Genomic DNA, 19,383 nt, shown 5'->3' with positions numbered 1-19,383 from the left:
AATGGCTAGAGATTTAAAATTTACAAGAAACATCGGAATTGCGGCTCACATTGATGCTGGTAAGACAACCACAACAGAGCGTATATTATTCTATACCGGAAAATCACACAAAATTGGCGAAGTGCACGATGGTGCGGCAACAATGGACTGGATGGCACAAGAGCAGGAAAGAGGGATTACCATTACTTCGGCTGCTACTACTTGTGAGTGGAGTTTTCCAACAGAACAAGGTAAACCATTACCTACTTCTCAAGATTACCACTTTAATATTATTGATACTCCTGGACACGTTGACTTTACCGTAGAGGTAAACCGTTCATTGCGTGTGTTGGATGGATTAGTTTTCTTATTTTCTGCTGTTGATGGTGTTGAACCTCAATCAGAAACTAACTGGAGATTAGCGGATCAATATAGAGTTCCACGTATGGGATTCGTAAACAAAATGGACCGTCAAGGTTCAAACTTCTTAAGCGTTTGTCAACAAGTTAGAGACATGTTAAAATCTAACGCTGTTGCGATTACTTTGCCAATTGGTGAAGAAAACGACTTCAAAGGAGTAGTTGACTTAGTAAAAAACCAAGCGATTGTTTGGCACGATGCAACTCAAGGGGCAACTTTTGATATCGTTGACATTCCTGCAGATATGATTGCTGAAGTTAAAGAATACAGAGATATCCTTATCGAAGCAGTAGCTGATTATGATGAAAACTTGCTTGATAAATACATGGAAGATCCGGATTCTATTACTGAAGACGAAATCAACACTGCTTTAAGAGCTGCTACAATTGACATGGCGATCATTCCTATGATTGCCGGTTCTTCTTTCAAAAACAAAGGAGTTCAATTCATGTTGGATGCAGTATGTAAATATTTACCATCTCCTTTAGATAAAGAAGGTATTGAAGGAATTCACCCTGATGATGCTGATTTATTAGAAGAAGATCAAACTAAAATCTTACGTCGTCCTGATGTAAAAGAGCCGTTCGCAGCTTTGGCATTTAAAATTGCTACTGACCCTTATGTTGGTCGTTTGGCTTTCTTCCGTGCTTATTCAGGTCGTTTAGATGCTGGTTCATACATCTTGAACACTCGTTCAGGAAACAAAGAAAGAATTTCTCGTATCTACCAAATGCACGCTAACAAGCAAAACCCAATCGATTATATTGAAGCAGGTGATATTGGAGCAGCAGTTGGATTTAAAGATATCAAGACCGGGGATACAATGTGTGACGAAAAACACCCAATCATTCTTGAGTCAATGAAATTCCCGGCGCCGGTAATTGGTATCGCTATCGAGCCAAAAACTAAAGCCGACGTTGATAAAATGGGTATGGCTTTGGCAAAATTAGCTGAAGAAGATCCAACGTTTACGGTAAGAACAGATGAGGCTTCAGGTCAAACGATTATTTCAGGTATGGGTGAGTTACACTTAGACATCCTTGTAGATCGTATGAAACGTGAATTCAAAGTTGAAGTGAACCAAGGTGAACCTCAAGTAGAATACAAAGAAGCTTTTACAAAATCTGCTCAACACAGAGAAACCTATAAAAAACAATCGGGAGGTCGTGGTAAATTCGGTGATATCGTATTTAGATTAGAGCCTGCTGATGAAGTTGACGGAAAAGTGCCAGTTGGATTACAATTCGTTAACGAAGTAAAAGGTGGAAACGTTCCTAAAGAATATATTCCTTCTGTAGAGAAAGGTTTCAGAGAAGCTATGAAAACGGGTCCATTAGCGGGTTACCAAGTAGATAGTTTAAAAGTGACTTTATTGGATGGATCTTTCCACCCGGTAGATTCTGATGCACTTTCTTTCGAATTGGCTGCTAAAATGGGATACAAAGAAGTAGCAAAAGCTGCCGGAGCTGTAATCCTTGAGCCAATCATGAAGATGGAAGTTATTACTCCAGAAGAAAACATGGGAGATATCGTTGGTGATATCAACCGTCGTAGAGGTCAAGTGAATGATATGGGTGACAGAAATGGAGCCAAAACAATCAAAGCTAACGTGCCATTATCTGAAATGTTCGGTTATGTAACTACTTTAAGAACATTGTCTTCAGGTAGAGCAACTTCTACAATGGAATTCTCTCACTACGAGCAAACTCCTTCAAACATTTCTGAAGAAGTAATCAAAAAAGCAAAAGGTAACGCTTAATTCTTATCAAGATGAGTCAAAAAATTAGAATAAAATTGAAATCTTACGATCACATGTTGGTTGATAAATCAGCTGAGAAAATCGTAAAAACTGTGAAAAGCACAGGTGCTGTTGTAACAGGTCCTATTCCGTTACCTACACACAAAAAGATATTTACTGTATTGCGTTCTCCACACGTTAATAAAAAAGCGAGAGAGCAGTTTGAAGTAAGTTCATACAAAAGATTGCTAGATATCTATAGTTCTTCTTCGAAAACTATTGATGCTTTGATGAAACTTGAATTGCCAAGTGGAGTTGAAGTAGAAATCAAAGTATAAGTACACCAATTTCTGAAATGAGTATCAGGAGTAATTTTATTCCTGATACTTATTTCTTTATCAAAAAGTAAACAAGTAATAATTAAATAAGTTTAATATGTCTGGGTTAATTGGAAGAAAAATCGGCATGACTAGCATTTTCGATGAAAACGGGAAGAACATTCCTTGTACAGTAATCGAGGCTGGACCTTGTGTCGTTACCCAAGTCAGAACCAATGAGGTTGACGGGTATACAGCTCTTCAACTTGGTTTCGATGACAAATCAGAAAAACACGCTACTAAAGCTGACTTAGGTCACTTTAAAAAAGCGGGTACTTCTGCAAAAAAGAAAGTCGTTGAATTCCAAGGGTTTGAAGAAAATTACAAATTAGGTGATAACATCACCGTGGAAGTATTCAGCGAAGGAGAATTTGTTGATGTACAAGGTGTATCAAAAGGAAAAGGTTTCCAAGGGGTTGTAAAACGTCACGGTTTTGGTGGTGTTGGACAAGCTACTCACGGACAACACAACCGTTTGAGAGCGCCAGGTTCTGTAGGAGCATCTTCTTATCCATCACGTGTATTCAAAGGAATGCGTATGGCAGGAAGAATGGGAGGTGATAATGTAAAAGTACAAAATCTTAGAGTTTTAAAAGTAGTAGCTGAAAAGAACCTACTTGTTGTTAAAGGAGCTATTCCTGGATGCAAAAACTCTTACGTAATCATTCAGAAGTAATGGAAGTAAAAGTTATAGATATCAACGGAAAAGATACTGGAAGAAAAGTACAACTTTCTGATTCAGTATTCGGCATTGAGCCAAATAATCACGCAGTATATCTTGATGTTAAGCAATACTTAGCAAATCAAAGACAAGGAACGCACAAAGCTAAAGAAAGAGCTGAAGTAGCGGGAAGTACTCGTAAGATTAAAAAACAAAAAGGAACAGGTACTGCTCGTGCAGGATCTAAAAAGAGTCCATTGTTCAAAGGTGGAGGAACAGTATTCGGTCCAAGACCAAGAAGCTACTCTTTCAAATTGAACAAAACTGTAAAAAGATTGGCTAGAAAATCGGCCTTCTCTTTGAAAGTTAAAGAATCAAATTTATTAGTTGTGGAAGACTTTAATTTTGAAACACCAAACACTAAAAATTTCATTAATGTTTTGAAAGCTTTAGGGTTAGAAAACAAAAAATCTTTGTTTGTGTTGGGTGATTCAAATAAAAATGTATATTTGTCGTCACGCAATTTAAAGGCATCTAGCGTAGTAACTAACTCAGAATTAAGTACTTACGAGATTTTAAATGCGAATAATTTAGTTCTTTTAGAAGGATCTTTAGAAGGAATTGAAGAAAATTTAAGCAAATAATAGACCATGAGTATTATAATTAAACCTATCATAACTGAAAAAATCACCAAAGAAGGTGAGGTTTTCAACCGTTTTGGTTTTGTTGTTGATAAAAAAGCAAACAAAGTTCAAATTAAGAAAGCTGTAGAAGCTGCTTACGGAATTTCTGTTGTTTCTGTTAACACGATGAACTATAGAGCTGATAGAACTACTAAATATACAAAAAGTGGTTTGATTAGCGGAAAAACGAACAGCTACAAGAAAGCTGTCGTACAAGTAAAAGAAGGAGAAACAATAGATTTTTATAATAATATCTAATAGAAAATGTCAGTTAGAAAATTAAAACCTATTACCCCTGGTCAGCGTTTTAGAGTTGTGAATGGTTTTGACGCCATCACGACTGATAAGCCGGAGCGTTCATTGATCGCACCGATAAAAAACTCAGGTGGTAGAAATAGTCAAGGAAAAATGACCATGCGTTATACAGGCGGTGGTCACAAACAAAGGTATCGTATCATTGATTTCAAAAGAACTAAAGTGGGAATTCCTGCTACAGTGAAATCAATCGAGTATGATCCAAACAGAACTGCTTTTATCGCATTATTGTGGTATGTTGATGGAGAGAAAACGTATATCGTTGCTCAAAATGGTCTACAAGTAGGACAAACTGTTGTATCTGGTGAAGGTGCAGCTCCTGAAATCGGAAATACTTTGCCTTTGAGCAAAATTCCTTTGGGAACTGTAATTTCTTGTATTGAATTACGTCCGGGTCAAGGTGCTACTATTGCTAGAAGCGCAGGAACTTTTGCTCAGTTAATGGCAAGAGATGGTAAATATGCAACAATTAAAATGCCGTCAGGAGAAACAAGATTAATCTTGTTGACTTGTTCAGCTACTATTGGAGCAGTATCTAACTCTGACCACCAATTAATCGTATCTGGTAAAGCAGGTAGATCAAGATGGTTAGGTAGAAGACCAAGAACAAGACCGGTAGCTATGAACCCTGTCGATCACCCAATGGGTGGTGGTGAAGGACGTTCTTCTGGAGGTCACCCACGTTCTAGAAAAGGTCTTCCTGCTAAAGGTTATAGAACTCGTTCTAAAGTTAACCCGAGTAACAAGTATATTGTAGAACGCAGAAAGAAATAATAAGACATGGCACGTTCATTAAAAAAAGGACCTTTTGTACACTATAAATTAGATAAAAAAGTTCAGGAAAATATAGCTGGTGGAAATAAAGGTGTGGTTAAGACTTGGTCTAGAGCATCTATGATTACTCCGGATTTCGTTGGACAAACTATCGCAGTTCACAATGGTCGCCAATTCGTTCCGGTTTATGTAACTGAGAACATGGTAGGACACAAATTAGGAGAGTTTTCACCAACCAGATCTTTTAGAGGTCACGCTGGAGCAAAAAATAAAGGTAAAAAATAAGAAGCAATGGGAGTTCGTAAAAGAGAAACAGCAGATGCGAGAAAAGAGGCTAATAAGTCTATTGCTTTCGCGAAATTGAATAACTGCCCTACTTCACCTAGAAAAATGCGCTTAGTAGCAGACTTGGTAAGAGGTCAGAAAGTGGAAAGAGCTTTAAATATTTTAAGATTTAGCTCAAAAGAAGCTTCAAGAAAATTAGAGAAATTAGTATTATCGGCTATCAACAATTGGGAGCAGAAAAATGCTGACGGAAACGTTTCAGAAGCAGGCTTATTCATAAAAGAAATCCGTGTTGACGGTGGAATGATGTTGAAAAGACTTCGTCCGGCGCCACAAGGAAGAGCACACAGAATTAGAAAACGTTCAAACCACGTGACAATCGTGTTAGGAGCTAATGATAACACACAAGCAAATTAATTAAGATGGGACAAAAGACAAATCCAATAGGAAACAGACTTGGTATCATCAGAGGATGGGATTCAAACTGGTATGGTGGAAATGATTACGGTGACAAAATTGCTGAAGATTATAAAATCAGAAAGTATATCCATGCTCGTTTATCAAAAGCTAGTGTATCAAAAGTAATCATCGAGAGAACTTTGAAACTTGTAACCGTTACTATCACAACTGCTAGACCTGGTATCATTATCGGAAAAGGTGGTCAAGAGGTAGACAAGTTGAAAGAAGAACTTAAGAAAGTTACTGACAAAGAGGTTCAAATCAACATCTTTGAAATTAAAAGACCTGAGTTAGATGCATATTTAGTTGGAACTAGTATTGCACGTCAAATCGAAAGCCGTATTTCATACAGAAGAGCTATTAAAATGGCTATCGCAGCAGCAATGCGTATGAATGCAGAAGGTATTAAAGTTTTGATTTCTGGTCGTTTGAACGGTGCTGAAATGGCACGTTCTGAACAATTCAAAGAAGGTAGAATTCCTCTATCAACTTTCAGAGCCGATATTGATTATGCTTTGGCTGAAGCACATACTACTTATGGTAGAATGGGTATCAAAGTATGGATCATGAAAGGTGAGGTTTACGGAAAGCGTGATTTATCTCCACTTGTTGGAATGGATAAAAAACAGGCTTCTGGCGGAAAAGGTGGCGATTCTTCGAAAGGAGACAGAAAACCTTTCAACAAAGACAGAAAACCTGGTGGAGACCGTAAAAGAAAGTAAATATTTTAAACTAAAGAAAAATGTTACAGCCTAAAAGAACAAAATACCGTAAGGTACAGAAGGGTAGAATGAAAGGCGTTTCTCAAAGAGGACACGAACTTTCAAGTGGAATGTTTGGAATTAAATCAGTACATGAAAATGGAATGTTCTTAACTTCACGTCAAATCGAAGCTGCGCGTATTGCTGCAACTCGTTACATGAAGAGAGAAGGTCAATTATGGATTAATATTTTCCCAGACAAACCTATCACTAAAAAACCTCTTGAGGTACGTATGGGTAAAGGTAAAGGTGCAGTCGAATATTGGGCTGCCGTTGTAAAACCAGGAAAAATTATGTTTGAAGTTGGTGGAGTTCCACTTTCTGTTGCTAAAGAGGCTTTGCGTCTTGCCGCTCAAAAACTTCCTGTAAAAACTAAGTTTGTCGTTGCTAGAGATTTCGAAGCATAATCTAAAATTAATTATGAAACAATCAGAAATTATAAATCTATCCGCAGCTGAGTTGCAAGAAAAACTTAGTCAATTAAGAAAAGCGTATTCCGACCTAAAATCAGCACACGCTATTTCTCCAATTGCCAATCCACTTCAAATTAGAAGTGCTAGAAGAGCGGTTGCTAGAGTAGCAACAGAGCTAACTAAAAGAGAGTTACAATAATTGTATGCTAGCTAAAATGGAAGATAAAAGAAATTTAAGAAAAGAAAGAATTGGTGTTGTTACGTCAAACAAAATGGACAAATCTATTGTTGTGGCACAAGTAACCAGAGTAAAACACCCGTTATACGGTAAGTTCGTGTTAAAAACTAAAAAGTTTCATGCACACGACGAAACAAATGACTGTAACATTGGTGATACAGTAAAGATCATGGAAACAAGACCTTTATCTAAAACTAAATGTTGGAGACTAGTTGAAATCATTGAAAGAGCTAAGTAATTATGGTACAACAAGAATCGAGATTAAAAGTAGCAGATAACACAGGAGCAAAAGAAGTTTTGACTATCCGTGTTTTAGGAGGAACGAAACGTCGTTATGCCTCTGTTGGAGATAAAATTGTAGTGTCAATAAAAGACGCAACACCAAACGGAAACGTTAAGAAAGGTGCTGTATCTACTGCAGTTGTTGTACGTACCAAAAAAGAAGTGAGAAGAGCCGATGGTTCTTATATCCGTTTTGATGACAATGCTTGTGTTCTTTTGAATGCAGCAGGTGAGATGAGAGGAACACGTGTTTTTGGTCCGGTTGCGAGAGAACTTCGTGAAAAACAATTCATGAAAATTGTATCATTAGCACCAGAAGTGCTTTAATTCGTTAGTAAAATGATAAAGCTAAAAATAAAATCAGGAGACACAGTAACTGTTATCGCCGGTGACCACAAAGGTTCTGAAGGTAAAGTTTTACGTGTTGACCGTGAGAAAAACAAAGCAATCGTTGAAGGAGTAAATATGGTTTCGAAACATACAAAACCAAGTGCTAAAAACCCTCAAGGAGGAATTGTTAAGAAAGAAGCTCCTATTCATATTTCAAACTTGTCTTTGTTAGATCCAAAATCTAAAAAAGCAACTAAAGTTGGAATCAAGACAGAAGGAGATAAGAAAGTGAGATTTTCAAAAAAATCTAATCAAGTATTATAGTTATGGCATATACACCTAGACTTAAGCAAGAATATAAGGACAGAGTAATTGCTGCCCTTAAAGAAGAATTCGGTTATAAAAACGTAATGCAAGTTCCTAAATTGGAAAAAATCGTTTTAAGCCGTGGCGTTGGAGCAGCAGTTTCTGATAAAAAATTAGTTGACTATGCAGTTGACGAATTGACAAAAGTAACTGGACAAAAAGCAGTATCTACAATCTCTAAGAAAGACGTTGCGTCTTTCAAATTGAGAAAAGGTATGCCAATTGGTGCCAAAGTAACTCTTAGAGGAGAAAGAATGTATGAGTTTTTAGATAGACTTATCACATCATCTTTACCACGTGTAAGAGATTTTAGCGGGATCAAAGCTACTGGTTTTGACGGAAGAGGTAATTACAACCTTGGTGTTACTGAACAAATCATTTTCCCTGAAATTGATATTGATAAAGTAAATAAAATATCAGGTTTGGATATTACATTCGTAACTTCTGCCAACACAGATAAAGAAGCAAAGTCATTATTGGCTGAATTAGGTTTACCTTTTAAAAAGAATTAAGACATGGCTAAAGAATCAATGAAAGCCCGTGAGGTGAAAAGAGAAAAAACGGTAGCAAAGTACGCTGAGAAAAGAAAAGCTTTATTAGAAGCTAAAGATTACGAAGGCTTACAAAAATTACCAAAAAATGCTTCACCGGTTCGTATGCACAATCGTTGCAAATTAACAGGTAGACCAAGAGGATATATGCGTCAATTTGGTATTTCACGTGTAACATTCCGTGAAATGGCTAATAACGGATTAATCCCGGGAGTTAAAAAAGCTTCTTGGTAATCTCGCAATAAGTTATTACTTTTGCAAACCAAAAAATAATTTTAATTGGTTAAAGGTTCATTAGGCGAGTGCCTCTTGAAAACCATAACCGCAAATTTATACATATGTATACAGATCCAATTGCAGATTATCTTACGAGAGTTAGAAATGCAGTGATGGCAAACCACAAAGTGGTTGAAATCCCGGCTTCGAACTTGAAAAAAGAAATCACAAAGATTTTATTCGATCAAGGATATATCTTAAGTTACAAATTTGAAGACAGTACTGTACAAGGTACTATCAAAATCGCTTTGAAGTATGATAAAGATACTAAAGAGTCTGTAATCAAAGATATCCAAAGAATTAGTAAACCAGGTTTACGTAAATATGCCGGTGCATCAAAGTTACCTAGAATCCTTAACGGATTAGGAATTGCTATTGTTTCCACTTCAAAAGGTTTAATGACCGGGAAACAAGCTAAGCAATTAAATGTTGGTGGAGAAGTAATTTGTTACGTATACTAATTAAAACAGTTAAACAATGTCAAGAATAGGTAAAAATCCAATTTCGATTCCTGCTGGTGTAACTGTTGAAGTTAGTGAAACAGTAATTACAGTTAAAGGAAAATTAGGTCAACTTACACAAGATTACGCAGACGTAACAGTAAAAGTTGAAGAAGGTCAACTACTAGTAGAAAGACCATCTGATAGTAAAGATCATAGAGCAAAACACGGATTATACAGATCATTAATCAATAACATGATTGTGGGTGTATCTGAAGGTTTTACCAAAGAATTAGAATTGGTTGGAGTTGGTTATAGAGCTTCAAATCAAGGACAAAAATTAGACTTAGCCTTAGGTTTTTCTCACAATATCGTTTTAGAAGTTGCTCCAGAAGTAAAATTAGAAACGATTTCTGAGAAAGGAAAAAACCCAATCGTGAAGTTAACATCTTTCGACAAACAATTAATCGGACAAATCGCTGCCAAAATCAGAGGTTTCCGTAAACCAGAACCTTACAAAGGAAAAGGTGTTAAGTTTGTTGGTGAAGTATTAAGAAGAAAAGCAGGTAAATCAGCGTAAAAATTAGCATTATGTCATTAACAAAAACTGAAAGAAGACAAAGAATTAAATTCAGAATCAGAAAGATTGTTAGCGGTACTACTGCTAGACCAAGATTATCTGTATTCAGAAGTAATAAAGAAATCTACGCACAACTAATCGATGATGTGAATGGAGTTACTTTATTGGCTGCTTCATCAAAAGATAAAGGAGTAGATATTAAAGGTACAAACGTTGAAGTTGCCGCAGCAGTTGGAAAACTTGCAGCAGAAAAAGCGTTAAAAGCCGGGATTACTGAAGTAACTTTCGATAGAGGAGGTTATTTGTACCACGGTCGTATTAAATCATTAGCAGAAGGCGCAAGAGCGGCTGGACTTAAATTCTAATATATTATGTCTAAATACAAAAATGTAGAATTAGTAAAACCTAGCGGTCTTGAATTAAAAGATCGTCTGGTAAGTGTAAATCGTGTTACCAAAGTTACAAAGGGTGGTAGAGCTTTCGGGTTCTCTGCAATTGTAGTAGTAGGTGATGAAAACGGTGTTGTTGGACATGGTTTAGGAAAATCTAAAGACGTTTCTGAAGCTATTGCTAAAGCAGTAGAAGATGCAAAGAAAAACTTAGTTAGAATTCCTTTAAGTGGTCAATCAGTACCTCACGAACAAAAAGGAAAATTTGGTGGAGCAGCAGTATTTTTGATGCCTGCATCTCACGGTACCGGAGTAATCGCTGGTGGAGCTGTTCGTTCAGTTCTTGAGTCGGTTGGTATCCATGATGTATTGTCAAAATCACAAGGTTCATCAAACCCTCACAACGTGGTAAAAGCAACTTTTGATGCTTTATTACAAATGAGAAGTGCCGTTACTGTTGCAAAACAAAGAGGTATTTCTTTAGAAAAAGTTTTTAAAGGTTAATTCAAGGAAATTATGGCTAAATTATTAGTAAAACAAGTTAGAAGCAAAATCAATTGTCCTCTTACACAAAAGAGAGGATTAGAGGCTTTAGGTCTTCGTAAAATGGGACAGGTTGTGGAGCATGATTCAAATCCAGCTATCCTTGGAATGATAAATAAAGTTAAACACTTAGTTTCCGTAGAGGAAGTTAAATAACAAATCATAGTGATGAATTTAAGTAACTTACAACCTGCTGAAGGTTCTACACACAATCAAAATAAAAGATTAGGTAGAGGAGAAGGTTCTGGTAAAGGTGGTACCGCTGCACGTGGTCACAAAGGAGCAAAGTCTCGTTCTGGTTATTCTAAAAAGATTGGTTTTGAAGGTGGACAAATGCCACTTCAAAGACGTGTGCCTAAGTTTGGTTTCACAAACATCAACCGTAAAGAATATCAAGGGATTAATCTTGATGCGCTTCAGTTATTAGTAGACAACGGAACAGTTACAGATACTGTAGATTTTACAGTATATGTAGAAACTCGTTTGGCTACTAAAAACGAATTGGTTAAGATTTTAGGAAGAGGAGAATTAAAAGCAAAATTAAAAGTAACTGCTCACAAATTTACTGCAACTGCTAAAGCGGCTATTGAAGCTGCCGGTGGTGAAGCTGTAACCTTATAATTATTAGAACAATGAAGAAATTTTTTGAATCATTAAATAATGTTTGGAAAATAGAAGAACTGAAAAACAGAATCTTGATGACTCTTGGTCTGTTATTGGTTTATAGATTTGGAGCGCATGTTACTCTTCCGGGAATTGATGCAACACAATTAGAAAACTTAGCTGGTCAAACAGACCAAGGTATTGGATCAATACTAGACATGTTTACCGGTGGAGCTTTCTCTAAAGCATCTGTTTTTGCATTAGGTATTATGCCTTACATCTCAGCTTCAATTGTTGTTCAATTAATGGGAATCGCTATTCCTTATTTGCAGAAATTGCAAAAAGATGGCGAAAGTGGCAGAAAAAGATTGAATCAAATTACAAGATGGTTAACCATCTTAATCACATTGGTACAAGGTCCGGGCTATATTTATAACCTTTATACTACCTTGCCTCCAAGTGCTTTCCTTTTAGGATTTGATTCTTTCCAATTTTTGTTCTCTTCAGTATTAATTCTGACTACAGGTACAATATTTGCCATGTGGTTAGGTGAAAAAATTACAGATAAAGGTATTGGTAATGGTATTTCCCTATTAATTATGGTAGGAATCCTTGCCAGATTACCACAAGCTCTATTTCAAGAATTTACTTCTAAAGTGACCAACAATAATGGAGGTCCAATGTTATTAGTACTTGAAATCATCGTTTGGTTATTGGTAATCATTGCTTGTGTTCTATTGGTAATGGCCGTTAGAAAGATTCCGGTACAATATGCTCGTCGTACAACAGCCGGTGATTTCGAACAAGATTCATTAGGAGGAAACAGACAGTGGATTCCACTAAAATTGAATTCTGCTGGAGTTATGCCAATCATCTTTGCACAGGCTATTATGTTTATACCGGCAGCTGTAGCTGGACTTTCAAATTCTGAAACGTCACAATCTATTGCTGGTACGTTTAGTAATATGTTCGGATTTTGGTACAACTTAGTTTTTGCATTGTTGATTTTGATTTTCACTTTCTTCTATACTGCAATTACAGTTCCAACAAACAAAATGGCCGATGATTTAAAAAGAAGTGGTGGTTTTATTCCTGGTATTAAACCTGGTATTGAAACTGCAGATTTCTTAGATAGAATCATGTCTCTTATAACATTCCCAGGTTCGTTATTTTTAGCATTAATTGCTGTGTTCCCGGCGATTGTTGTTAGTCTTGATGTACAACAATCATGGGCTATGTTCTATGGTGGTACTTCATTAATCATTATGGTTGGTGTTGCTATCGATACTATTCAACAAATAAATTCTTATTTATTGAATAAACACTATGACGGATTGATGAAGACTGGTAAAAATAGAAAAGCAGTAGCTTAATTTTTATGGCAAAACAATCAGCAATAGAACAAGACGGATCAATAATCGAAGCATTGTCAAATGCAATGTTCCGTGTAGAATTAGAAAACGGACACGTTGTAATTGCTCATATTTCTGGTAAAATGCGTATGCATTACATCAAATTGTTACCTGGTGACAAAGTGAAACTGGAAATGAGCCCTTACGATTTGTCAAAAGCAAGAATTACTTATAGATATTAAAAGTATTACAATGAAAGTAAGAGCATCAGTTAAAAAAAGAAGTGCCGAGTGCAAGATTGTACGAAGAAAAGGCAGATTATACGTAATCAACAAAAAGAATCCTAGATTTAAACAAAGACAAGGATAGTTATGGCAAGAATAGCAGGGGTAGACATCCCAAAAAACAAAAGAGGAGTTATCGCTTTAACCTATATCTTCGGAGTAGGTAGAAGTAGAGCTATTGAGATTTTAGAAAAAGCTCAAGTGAGCCAAGATAAAAAAGTTCAAGATTGGAATGATGACGAAATCGGAGGAATCCGTGATGCGGTATCATATTACAAAATTGAAGGTGAGCTTCGTTCAGAAGTTTCATTGCACATTAAACGTTTAATGGATATTGGATGTTATAGAGGTATCCGTCACAGATCTGGTCTTCCTTTAAGAGGACAAAGAACTAAGAACAACTCTAGAACAAGAAAAGGTAAAAGAAAAACTGTTGCTAACAAGAAAAAAGCAACTAAATAATAAGTAATATGGCTAAAGCAACTGCAAAAAAACGTAAAGTTATCGTTGAATCAACGGGTGAAGCTCATATTAATGCTACCTTTAATAACATCATCATTTCGTTAACAAACAAAAAAGGTGAAGTTATCTCTTGGTCTTCAGCCGGTAAAATGGGCTTCAGAGGTTCTAAAAAGAACACTCCATACGCAGCTCAAATGGCCGCAGAAGATTGTGGAAAGGTGGCTTTAGAAGCTGGTCTTAAAAAAGTAAAAGTTTATGTAAAAGGACCGGGTAACGGACGTGAGTCTGCTATCAGATCTATTCATAACTCAGGAATTGAAGTAACCGAAATTATCGACGTTACGCCAATGCCTCACAACGGATGTCGTCCTCCTAAAAGACGTAGAGTATAATTTTATTGAATTTATTTCAATCAATTAAACAAGTAATAAGTATAATCAAGATTGGCGAATAGATTATCGAAGGATGTGACCTGAATTCATAATCTCAATCTTAAAACAATTTAAAATGGCAAGATATACTGGTCCACAAACTAGAATTGCTCGTAAATTTGGCGAAGCAATTTTCGGAGAAGACAAATCCTTCGAAAAAAGAAATTATCCTCCTGGACAACACGGGATGGCTAAAAAAAGAGGTAAAAAATCTGAGTACGCTGTCCAGTTAATGGAAAAGCAAAAAGCTAAATACTCTTACGGTATTTTAGAAAAACAATTCAGAAACCTTTTCGAAAAAGCAGCAGCTTCTAAAGGTGTAACAGGTGAAATCCTTTTACAATTATGCGAAGCTCGTTTAGATAACGTTGTATTCAGAATGGGAATTGCACCTTCAAGAAGAGCGGCAAGACAAATCGTTTCTCACCGTCACATCACTGTAAACGGAGAATTGGTAAATATCCCTTCTTACCACTTGAAACCAGGTGACAAAGTTGCTGTTCGTGAAAAATCTAAATCTGTTGAAGCTATCGAGCGTTCATTAGCCAACTCTTCTCATGTATATGAGTGGATTACTTGGAATAATGATACTAAAGAAGGAACTTTTGTTTCTGTTCCTCAAAGACTTCAAATCCCAGAAAACATTAAAGAACAATTAATCGTAGAGTTGTACAACAAATAATAATTGACAATAGTCTAAATTATATGGCAATATTTAATTTTCAGAAGCCCGATAAAGTTATCATGATCGATTCAACCGATTTTGAAGGTAAGTTTGAATTCAGACCTTTAGAACCGGGATACGGATTGACCGTTGGTAATGCACTTAGAAGAGTTTTACTTTCTGCGTTAGAAGGTTATGCCATTACTTCGGTTCGTATCGAAGGAGTTGAGCATGAGTTTTCTACCATTTCAGGAGTTGTTGAAGATGTTACCGAAATTATCCTTAATCTTAAACAAGTACGTTTCAAACGTCAGATCGAAGATGTAGATAATGAAACGGTTTCTATCTCAATCTCAGGAAAAGACCAAATTACAGCAGGTGATTTTCAAAAATTCATCTCCGGTTTCCAGGTGTTAAACCCGGAATTGGTAATTTGTAACTTGGATAGCAAAGTTAACCTAAACATGGAATTAACGATCGAGAAAGGTCGTGGTTATGTTCCTGCTGAGGAGAACAAAAAACAAAATGCAGCCATTGGTACTATTTTTACAGACTCTATTTTTACTCCGGTAAAAAATGTAAAATACGCCATTGAAAACTTCCGTGTGGAGCAAAAAACAGATTATGAAAAATTAGTTTTCGAAATCAAAACTGATGGTTCAATCAATCCAAAAGATGCCTTAACAGAAGCTGCCAAAGTTTTAATTCACCACTTTATGTTATTCTCCGATGAGAGAATTACTCTTGAAGCTGATGAAATTGCTCAAACAGAGTCTTACGACGAAGAATCATTACACATGAGACAGTTATTGAAAACCAAATTGGTTGATATGGACTTATCAGTAAGAGCATTGAACTGTTTGAAAGCAGCCGAAGTTGACACCCTTGGAGATCTTGTATCTTTCAACAAAAACGACTTGATGAAGTTCCGTAATTTTGGTAAAAAATCGCTAACCGAGTTAGACGAATTGGTTGCCAATAAGAATTTAACGTTCGGAATGGATTTAGGTAAATACAAATTAGATAAAGAATAAATTACTTCATATTTTGCTCTCCAAGGTGGATTGAGCAAGATGAAGGTTAAAAAAACACGTCATGAGACACGGAAAAAAAGTAAATCACTTAAGCAGACAGACCGGACATAGAAAATCTATGTTGGCTAATATGGCTTGTTCTCTTATCGAGCACAAACGTATTAATACTACTGTTGCTAAAGCTAAAGCGCTTAAACAATTTGTTGAGCCATTGGTAACAAAATCAAAAGAAGATACTACGCACAACAGACGTATCGTTTTCGCTTACTTACGCAACAAATACGCCGTAACTGAATTATTCAGAGACGTAGCTGCGAAAGTTGGAGATCGTCCGGGTGGATATACTCGTATCATCAAAATGGGTAACCGTCTTGGAGATAACGCTGATATGGCCATGATCGAGTTAGTAGACTTTAACGAACTATACAACGGAGGTAAAAAAGAAGAGAAAAAAGGTAGAACACGTCGTGCTAAGAAAACCACTGCACCTGTTGCCACTCCTGCTGCTCCTGCACCAGTTGTAGAAGAAGTTGCTCCAATCGTTGAAGAAGCTGCTCCGGCAGTAGAAGAAGCGGTAGTTGAAACTCCAGTTGCTGAAGTTGAAACTCCGGAAGTTGTTGAAGAAACTCCTGCAGTAGCAGAAGTAGAAGAAACTCCTGCCGACGAAACTCCGGAAACTCCGGCTGATGAAGAATCTAAAGACGAGCAAGCCTAATGGTTGCCCATTCTTAAATATAAAGGATAAACGTTTTGTTTATCCTTTTTTTTTGGCTTTAAGGGAACAAAGAGGAAGTGTAAAAGTCAGGAGCGAAAGGTTCGGGATTTATCAGCCATCCATATTCCTGCTTTCCGCGCTACATGGTAGCCGCTGCAATCAGGGCTAAAAAGAATCTAAAGGAATGTTTATAAACTTTTACAATTCCATTTTATTATCACAGTACAATAAATTAATTTTGTCATCGAAACATACAACCTACAACACACAACTTACAACATGAAGTATACAACAAGACCACAAGCTCTCTTACTACTAGCAGACGGCACCATCTTTTACGGAAAATCAATCGGAATCTCCGGTAAAACCTTTGGCGAAGTTTGTTTCAACACCGGCATGACCGGTTACCAAGAAATCTTCACTGATCCGTCTTATTTCGGACAAATCATGGTAGCGACCAATCCGCACATCGGAAACTATGGTGTAAATGCTAACGAAGTGGAAGCCGATAAAATTATGATCTCAGGTTTGGTTTGTAAAAACTTCAGTTTTACCCATTCGCGCCCAGATTCGGAAAGCAATCTTTACGATTACTTCGAAAAAGAAAACCTAATATGCATTTCCGATGTGGATACCAGAGCTTTAGTAAGTTACATTCGTGACAATGGTGCGCAAAACGCCGTAATCTGTACAGACGGAACGCCGGTAGAAGAATTAAAACAATTATTAGCCAACGTTCCTGATATGAAAGGATTGGAATTGGCGTCAACTGTATCCGTAACAGAACCATATTTTTTCGGAGAGGAAAACGCTACTTATAAAATCGCAGCTTTAGACTTAGGGATCAAAAGAAACATCTTGAGAAACTTAGCGAAAAGAGATTGCTACATCAAAGTATTCCCATACAATGCCACTTTTGAAGAGTTAAAATCTTTCAATGCTGATGGTTACTTCTTATCAAACGGACCGGGCGATCCGGAACCGTTAGAAGGTGTAATCGAAGTAGCTAAAGAAATGATCGCGTCAGACAAACCGGTTTTCGGGATTTGTTTAGGGCATCAAATTATAGGATTGGCAAATGGAGTCTCCACTTATAAAATGTTCAACGGTCACAGAGGAATCAACCATCCTGTTATGAATGTCTTGACCGGAAAAGGAGAAATCACTTCGCAAAACCACGGTTTTGCCGTTAACAGAGAAGAACTGGAAAAGCATCCTGATTTGGAAATCACGCATTACCATATCAATGACAATACTGTTGCCGGAATGCGCATGAAATCCAAAAACTGTTTTTCAGTGCAATACCATCCCGAAGCGAGTCCTGGTCCACATGACTCTTCGTATCTGTTCGATGAATTTATCGCCAACATCACCAAAGCCAAAAGTTTACAAACGGTTTAGGGTTTTTCCTTTAGCCCCGATGGGAGAAGTTACCTTGTAACTCGGACAGCGGGAAAACGGACAACAAATAAACCCAAACCATTCGCTCCGAAAAATTCGATAATACTAAAACGTTTGCGTTAATAACATTCGGGTCAATTGTCAAATTCATAAAAAAAGATGGAATATATTTGTGATAATTCTATAATTTAATAACAAAAATCTAATATCATAAAAATGAGTATTATTATTAAAGTTCACGCAAGACAAATCCTTGACTCAAGAGGAAATCCAACTATTGAAGTAGATGTAGTAACTGAAAACGGCGTTTTAGGTCGTGCTGCTGTTCCAAGTGGTGCTTCAACCGGCGAACACGAGGCAGTAGAATTAAGAGATGGCGGAAAAGCCTATATGGGTAAAGGAGTTTTGAAAGCAGTGAAGAATGTTAACGATACTATCGCTCCGGAATTAATGGGTGTTTCTGTTTTTGAACAAAATCATATCGACCAATTAATGATCGAATTAGATGCCACGCCAAACAAATCAAACCTTGGTGCCAATGCAATTTTGGGTGTTTCTTTGGCCGTTGCTAAAGCAGCAGCTAATGAATTAGGTTTGCCTTTGTATCGTTACGTAGGCGGCGTTTCTGCCAATACGTTACCGGTACCCATGATGAACATCATCAATGGTGGTTCGCACTCTGATGCGCCAATCGCTTTCCAAGAGTTTATGATTATGCCGGTAAAAGCAACTTCATTTACTCATGCGATGCAAATGGGAACGGAGATTTTCCACAACTTGAAAAAAGTTTTACACGATAGAAATCTTTCTACAGCGGTAGGTGACGAAGGTGGTTTTGCACCAAACCTTGCCGGCGGAACAGAAGATGCTTTGGATACGATTAAAAAAGCAGTTGAAAATGCAGGTTACAAATTCGGTGACGAAATCATGATTGCCCTAGATTGTGCAGCTTCTGAATTTTACGTAGACGGAAAATACGATTATACCAAATTCGAAGGCGCCACTGGAAAAATCAGAACATCAAAAGAACAAGCGGAATACTTAGCTTCATTGGCCACCAACTATCCAATCATTTCTATCGAAGACGGAATGTACGAAGACGATTGGGAAGGTTGGAAATACTTAACCGAATTAATCGGAAACAAAACGCAATTGGTTGGTGACGATTTATTTGTAACCAATGTGGAGCGTTTATCCACAGGTATCGAAAAAGGAATTGCCAATTCAATCTTGGTAAAAGTAAACCAAATCGGAACTTTAACGGAAACTATCGCAGCGGTAAACATGGCGCATAATGCCGGTTATACTTCTGTAATGTCTCACCGTTCAGGAGAAACAGAAGACAACACCATTGCTGATTTAGCCGTAGCTTTAAATTGTGGTCAAATCAAAACCGGTTCGGCTTCGCGTTCAGACCGTATGGCCAAATACAACCAGTTGTTGCGTATTGAAGAGGAATTAGGCGATACGGCTTATTTCCCTGGAGTAAGAGCTTTTAAGCAGAAGTAATTAAGTACTTTATTATAGTTATGCCTGACAGGTTTCTGAAATCTGTCAGGTTTTTTTATTTTTAATTT

At 37.0% G+C, this 19,383-nt stretch carries 31 protein-coding genes and 1 pseudogene; all 32 read left to right on the top strand.

What is annotated here, in order from left to right:
• Position 1: 1 nt before the first annotated feature.
• The 32 genes and pseudogenes from fusA to eno all read left to right on the top strand — a co-directional run bounded on the left by fusA (position 2) and on the right by eno (position 19,315).
• A complete protein-coding gene (gene fusA / locus ICG50_RS11445; RefSeq protein WP_187661037.1) occupies positions 2–2,158 on the top strand; it encodes an elongation factor G in 2,157 nt (718 codons plus the stop codon).
• Positions 2,159–2,169: 11 nt separating this feature from the next.
• Entirely contained in the window at positions 2,170–2,475 is a 306-nt protein-coding gene (gene rpsJ, locus ICG50_RS11440; protein WP_026710316.1) for a 30S ribosomal protein S10, read from the top strand.
• Positions 2,476–2,572: 97 nt separating this feature from the next.
• On the top strand, positions 2,573–3,190 hold the full coding sequence (gene rplC / locus ICG50_RS11435) for a 50S ribosomal protein L3 (RefSeq protein ID WP_187661036.1): 618 nt from the start codon (positions 2,573–2,575) through the stop codon (positions 3,188–3,190).
• Positions 3,190–3,819 (top strand): 50S ribosomal protein L4, encoded by a 630-nt coding sequence (rplD, locus tag ICG50_RS11430; protein WP_121312851.1) that lies wholly within the window; start codon positions 3,190–3,192, stop codon positions 3,817–3,819. The genes rplC and rplD overlap by 1 nt, the downstream gene beginning before the upstream one ends.
• Positions 3,820–3,825: 6 nt before the next feature.
• Positions 3,826–4,116 carry a 50S ribosomal protein L23 gene (gene rplW / locus ICG50_RS11425; protein ID WP_121312852.1) on the top strand — a complete coding sequence of 97 codons (291 nt, stop codon included), beginning with the start codon at positions 3,826–3,828 and terminating at the stop codon, positions 4,114–4,116.
• A 6-nt stretch (positions 4,117–4,122) separates the two neighbouring features.
• Complete coding sequence (gene rplB / locus ICG50_RS11420) at positions 4,123–4,947, top strand: 50S ribosomal protein L2 (protein ID WP_121312853.1); 825 nt, start codon at positions 4,123–4,125, stop codon at positions 4,945–4,947.
• A 6-nt stretch (positions 4,948–4,953) separates the two neighbouring features.
• Positions 4,954–5,232 carry a 30S ribosomal protein S19 gene (gene rpsS, locus ICG50_RS11415; RefSeq protein ID WP_007136562.1) on the top strand — a complete coding sequence of 93 codons (279 nt, stop codon included), beginning with the start codon at positions 4,954–4,956 and terminating at the stop codon, positions 5,230–5,232.
• Between the two features lie 6 nt (positions 5,233–5,238).
• Positions 5,239–5,649: a 50S ribosomal protein L22 gene (rplV, locus tag ICG50_RS11410; protein WP_121312854.1), complete on the top strand. Its 411-nt coding sequence runs from the start codon at positions 5,239–5,241 to the stop codon at positions 5,647–5,649.
• Between the two features lie 5 nt (positions 5,650–5,654).
• On the top strand, positions 5,655–6,413 hold the full coding sequence (gene rpsC, locus ICG50_RS11405) for a 30S ribosomal protein S3 (RefSeq protein WP_162126310.1): 759 nt from the start codon (positions 5,655–5,657) through the stop codon (positions 6,411–6,413).
• Between the two features lie 20 nt (positions 6,414–6,433).
• Complete coding sequence (gene rplP / locus ICG50_RS11400; RefSeq protein ID WP_187661035.1) at positions 6,434–6,859, top strand: 50S ribosomal protein L16; 426 nt, start codon at positions 6,434–6,436, stop codon at positions 6,857–6,859.
• A 13-nt stretch (positions 6,860–6,872) separates the two neighbouring features.
• Positions 6,873–7,064, top strand: a complete 192-nt coding sequence (rpmC, locus tag ICG50_RS11395) for a 50S ribosomal protein L29 (protein ID WP_121315001.1) — start codon at positions 6,873–6,875, stop codon at positions 7,062–7,064.
• Positions 7,065–7,080: 16 nt separating this feature from the next.
• Positions 7,081–7,341 carry a 30S ribosomal protein S17 gene (gene rpsQ, locus ICG50_RS11390; RefSeq protein ID WP_121312857.1) on the top strand — a complete coding sequence of 87 codons (261 nt, stop codon included), beginning with the start codon at positions 7,081–7,083 and terminating at the stop codon, positions 7,339–7,341.
• A gap of 2 nt (positions 7,342–7,343) precedes the next feature.
• On the top strand, positions 7,344–7,712 hold the full coding sequence (gene rplN / locus ICG50_RS11385) for a 50S ribosomal protein L14 (RefSeq protein WP_007803649.1): 369 nt from the start codon (positions 7,344–7,346) through the stop codon (positions 7,710–7,712).
• Between the two features lie 12 nt (positions 7,713–7,724).
• Complete coding sequence (rplX, locus tag ICG50_RS11380; RefSeq protein ID WP_187661034.1) at positions 7,725–8,039, top strand: 50S ribosomal protein L24; 315 nt, start codon at positions 7,725–7,727, stop codon at positions 8,037–8,039.
• Positions 8,040–8,041: 2 nt separating this feature from the next.
• Positions 8,042–8,593 (top strand): 50S ribosomal protein L5, encoded by a 552-nt coding sequence (gene rplE / locus ICG50_RS11375; protein WP_121312859.1) that lies wholly within the window; start codon positions 8,042–8,044, stop codon positions 8,591–8,593.
• A 3-nt stretch (positions 8,594–8,596) separates the two neighbouring features.
• Positions 8,597–8,866: a 30S ribosomal protein S14 gene (gene rpsN, locus ICG50_RS11370; protein WP_187661033.1), complete on the top strand. Its 270-nt coding sequence runs from the start codon at positions 8,597–8,599 to the stop codon at positions 8,864–8,866.
• A gap of 104 nt (positions 8,867–8,970) precedes the next feature.
• Positions 8,971–9,369 carry a 30S ribosomal protein S8 gene (gene rpsH / locus ICG50_RS11365; RefSeq protein ID WP_187661032.1) on the top strand — a complete coding sequence of 133 codons (399 nt, stop codon included), beginning with the start codon at positions 8,971–8,973 and terminating at the stop codon, positions 9,367–9,369.
• Between the two features lie 16 nt (positions 9,370–9,385).
• On the top strand, positions 9,386–9,928 hold the full coding sequence (rplF, locus tag ICG50_RS11360) for a 50S ribosomal protein L6 (RefSeq protein ID WP_187661031.1): 543 nt from the start codon (positions 9,386–9,388) through the stop codon (positions 9,926–9,928).
• An 11-nt stretch (positions 9,929–9,939) separates the two neighbouring features.
• On the top strand, positions 9,940–10,293 hold the full coding sequence (rplR, locus tag ICG50_RS11355) for a 50S ribosomal protein L18 (protein WP_121312863.1): 354 nt from the start codon (positions 9,940–9,942) through the stop codon (positions 10,291–10,293).
• A 3-nt stretch (positions 10,294–10,296) separates the two neighbouring features.
• Entirely contained in the window at positions 10,297–10,821 is a 525-nt protein-coding gene (rpsE, locus tag ICG50_RS11350) for a 30S ribosomal protein S5 (protein ID WP_121312864.1), read from the top strand.
• Positions 10,822–10,833: 12 nt separating this feature from the next.
• The gene (gene rpmD / locus ICG50_RS11345) at positions 10,834–11,016 is read left to right on the top strand and encodes a 50S ribosomal protein L30 (protein ID WP_121312865.1); all 183 of its coding nucleotides are present in this window, start codon (positions 10,834–10,836) and stop codon (positions 11,014–11,016) included.
• A 12-nt stretch (positions 11,017–11,028) separates the two neighbouring features.
• A complete protein-coding gene (gene rplO, locus ICG50_RS11340) occupies positions 11,029–11,481 on the top strand; it encodes a 50S ribosomal protein L15 (RefSeq protein ID WP_121312866.1) in 453 nt (150 codons plus the stop codon).
• An 11-nt stretch (positions 11,482–11,492) separates the two neighbouring features.
• Complete coding sequence (gene secY, locus ICG50_RS11335; protein ID WP_187661030.1) at positions 11,493–12,836, top strand: preprotein translocase subunit SecY; 1,344 nt, start codon at positions 11,493–11,495, stop codon at positions 12,834–12,836.
• A gap of 5 nt (positions 12,837–12,841) precedes the next feature.
• The gene (gene infA / locus ICG50_RS11330) at positions 12,842–13,057 is read left to right on the top strand and encodes a translation initiation factor IF-1 (RefSeq protein ID WP_026714631.1); all 216 of its coding nucleotides are present in this window, start codon (positions 12,842–12,844) and stop codon (positions 13,055–13,057) included.
• Between the two features lie 10 nt (positions 13,058–13,067).
• The gene (gene ykgO, locus ICG50_RS11325) at positions 13,068–13,184 is read left to right on the top strand and encodes a type B 50S ribosomal protein L36 (protein ID WP_073370549.1); all 117 of its coding nucleotides are present in this window, start codon (positions 13,068–13,070) and stop codon (positions 13,182–13,184) included.
• Positions 13,185–13,186: 2 nt separating this feature from the next.
• Positions 13,187–13,561, top strand: a complete 375-nt coding sequence (gene rpsM, locus ICG50_RS11320) for a 30S ribosomal protein S13 (RefSeq protein WP_171222661.1) — start codon at positions 13,187–13,189, stop codon at positions 13,559–13,561.
• A gap of 8 nt (positions 13,562–13,569) precedes the next feature.
• Positions 13,570–13,953: a 30S ribosomal protein S11 gene (gene rpsK / locus ICG50_RS11315; RefSeq protein WP_121312869.1), complete on the top strand. Its 384-nt coding sequence runs from the start codon at positions 13,570–13,572 to the stop codon at positions 13,951–13,953.
• 115 nt (positions 13,954–14,068) lie between these two features.
• On the top strand, positions 14,069–14,674 hold the full coding sequence (rpsD, locus tag ICG50_RS11310) for a 30S ribosomal protein S4 (RefSeq protein ID WP_176305657.1): 606 nt from the start codon (positions 14,069–14,071) through the stop codon (positions 14,672–14,674).
• A 23-nt stretch (positions 14,675–14,697) separates the two neighbouring features.
• Positions 14,698–15,690 (top strand): DNA-directed RNA polymerase subunit alpha, encoded by a 993-nt coding sequence (locus ICG50_RS11305; protein WP_121312871.1) that lies wholly within the window; start codon positions 14,698–14,700, stop codon positions 15,688–15,690.
• Between the two features lie 61 nt (positions 15,691–15,751).
• Positions 15,752–16,204: pseudogene (gene rplQ / locus ICG50_RS13155) on the top strand (50S ribosomal protein L17); the annotation flags it as partial.
• Between the two features lie 480 nt (positions 16,205–16,684).
• On the top strand, positions 16,685–17,806 hold the full coding sequence (carA, locus tag ICG50_RS11295; RefSeq protein WP_187661029.1) for a glutamine-hydrolyzing carbamoyl-phosphate synthase small subunit: 1,122 nt from the start codon (positions 16,685–16,687) through the stop codon (positions 17,804–17,806).
• A 216-nt stretch (positions 17,807–18,022) separates the two neighbouring features.
• Positions 18,023–19,315 (top strand): phosphopyruvate hydratase, encoded by a 1,293-nt coding sequence (gene eno / locus ICG50_RS11290; protein ID WP_187661028.1) that lies wholly within the window; start codon positions 18,023–18,025, stop codon positions 19,313–19,315.
• The last annotated feature ends 68 nt before the right edge of the window (positions 19,316–19,383 follow it).

Source organism: Flavobacterium buctense (assembly GCF_014486695.1).
Classification (GTDB): Bacteria; Bacteroidota; Bacteroidia; order Flavobacteriales; family Flavobacteriaceae; genus Flavobacterium; species Flavobacterium buctense.
Note: the sequence above shows the minus strand (reverse complement) of the source record. Positions and strands in the feature narration are given on the sequence as shown.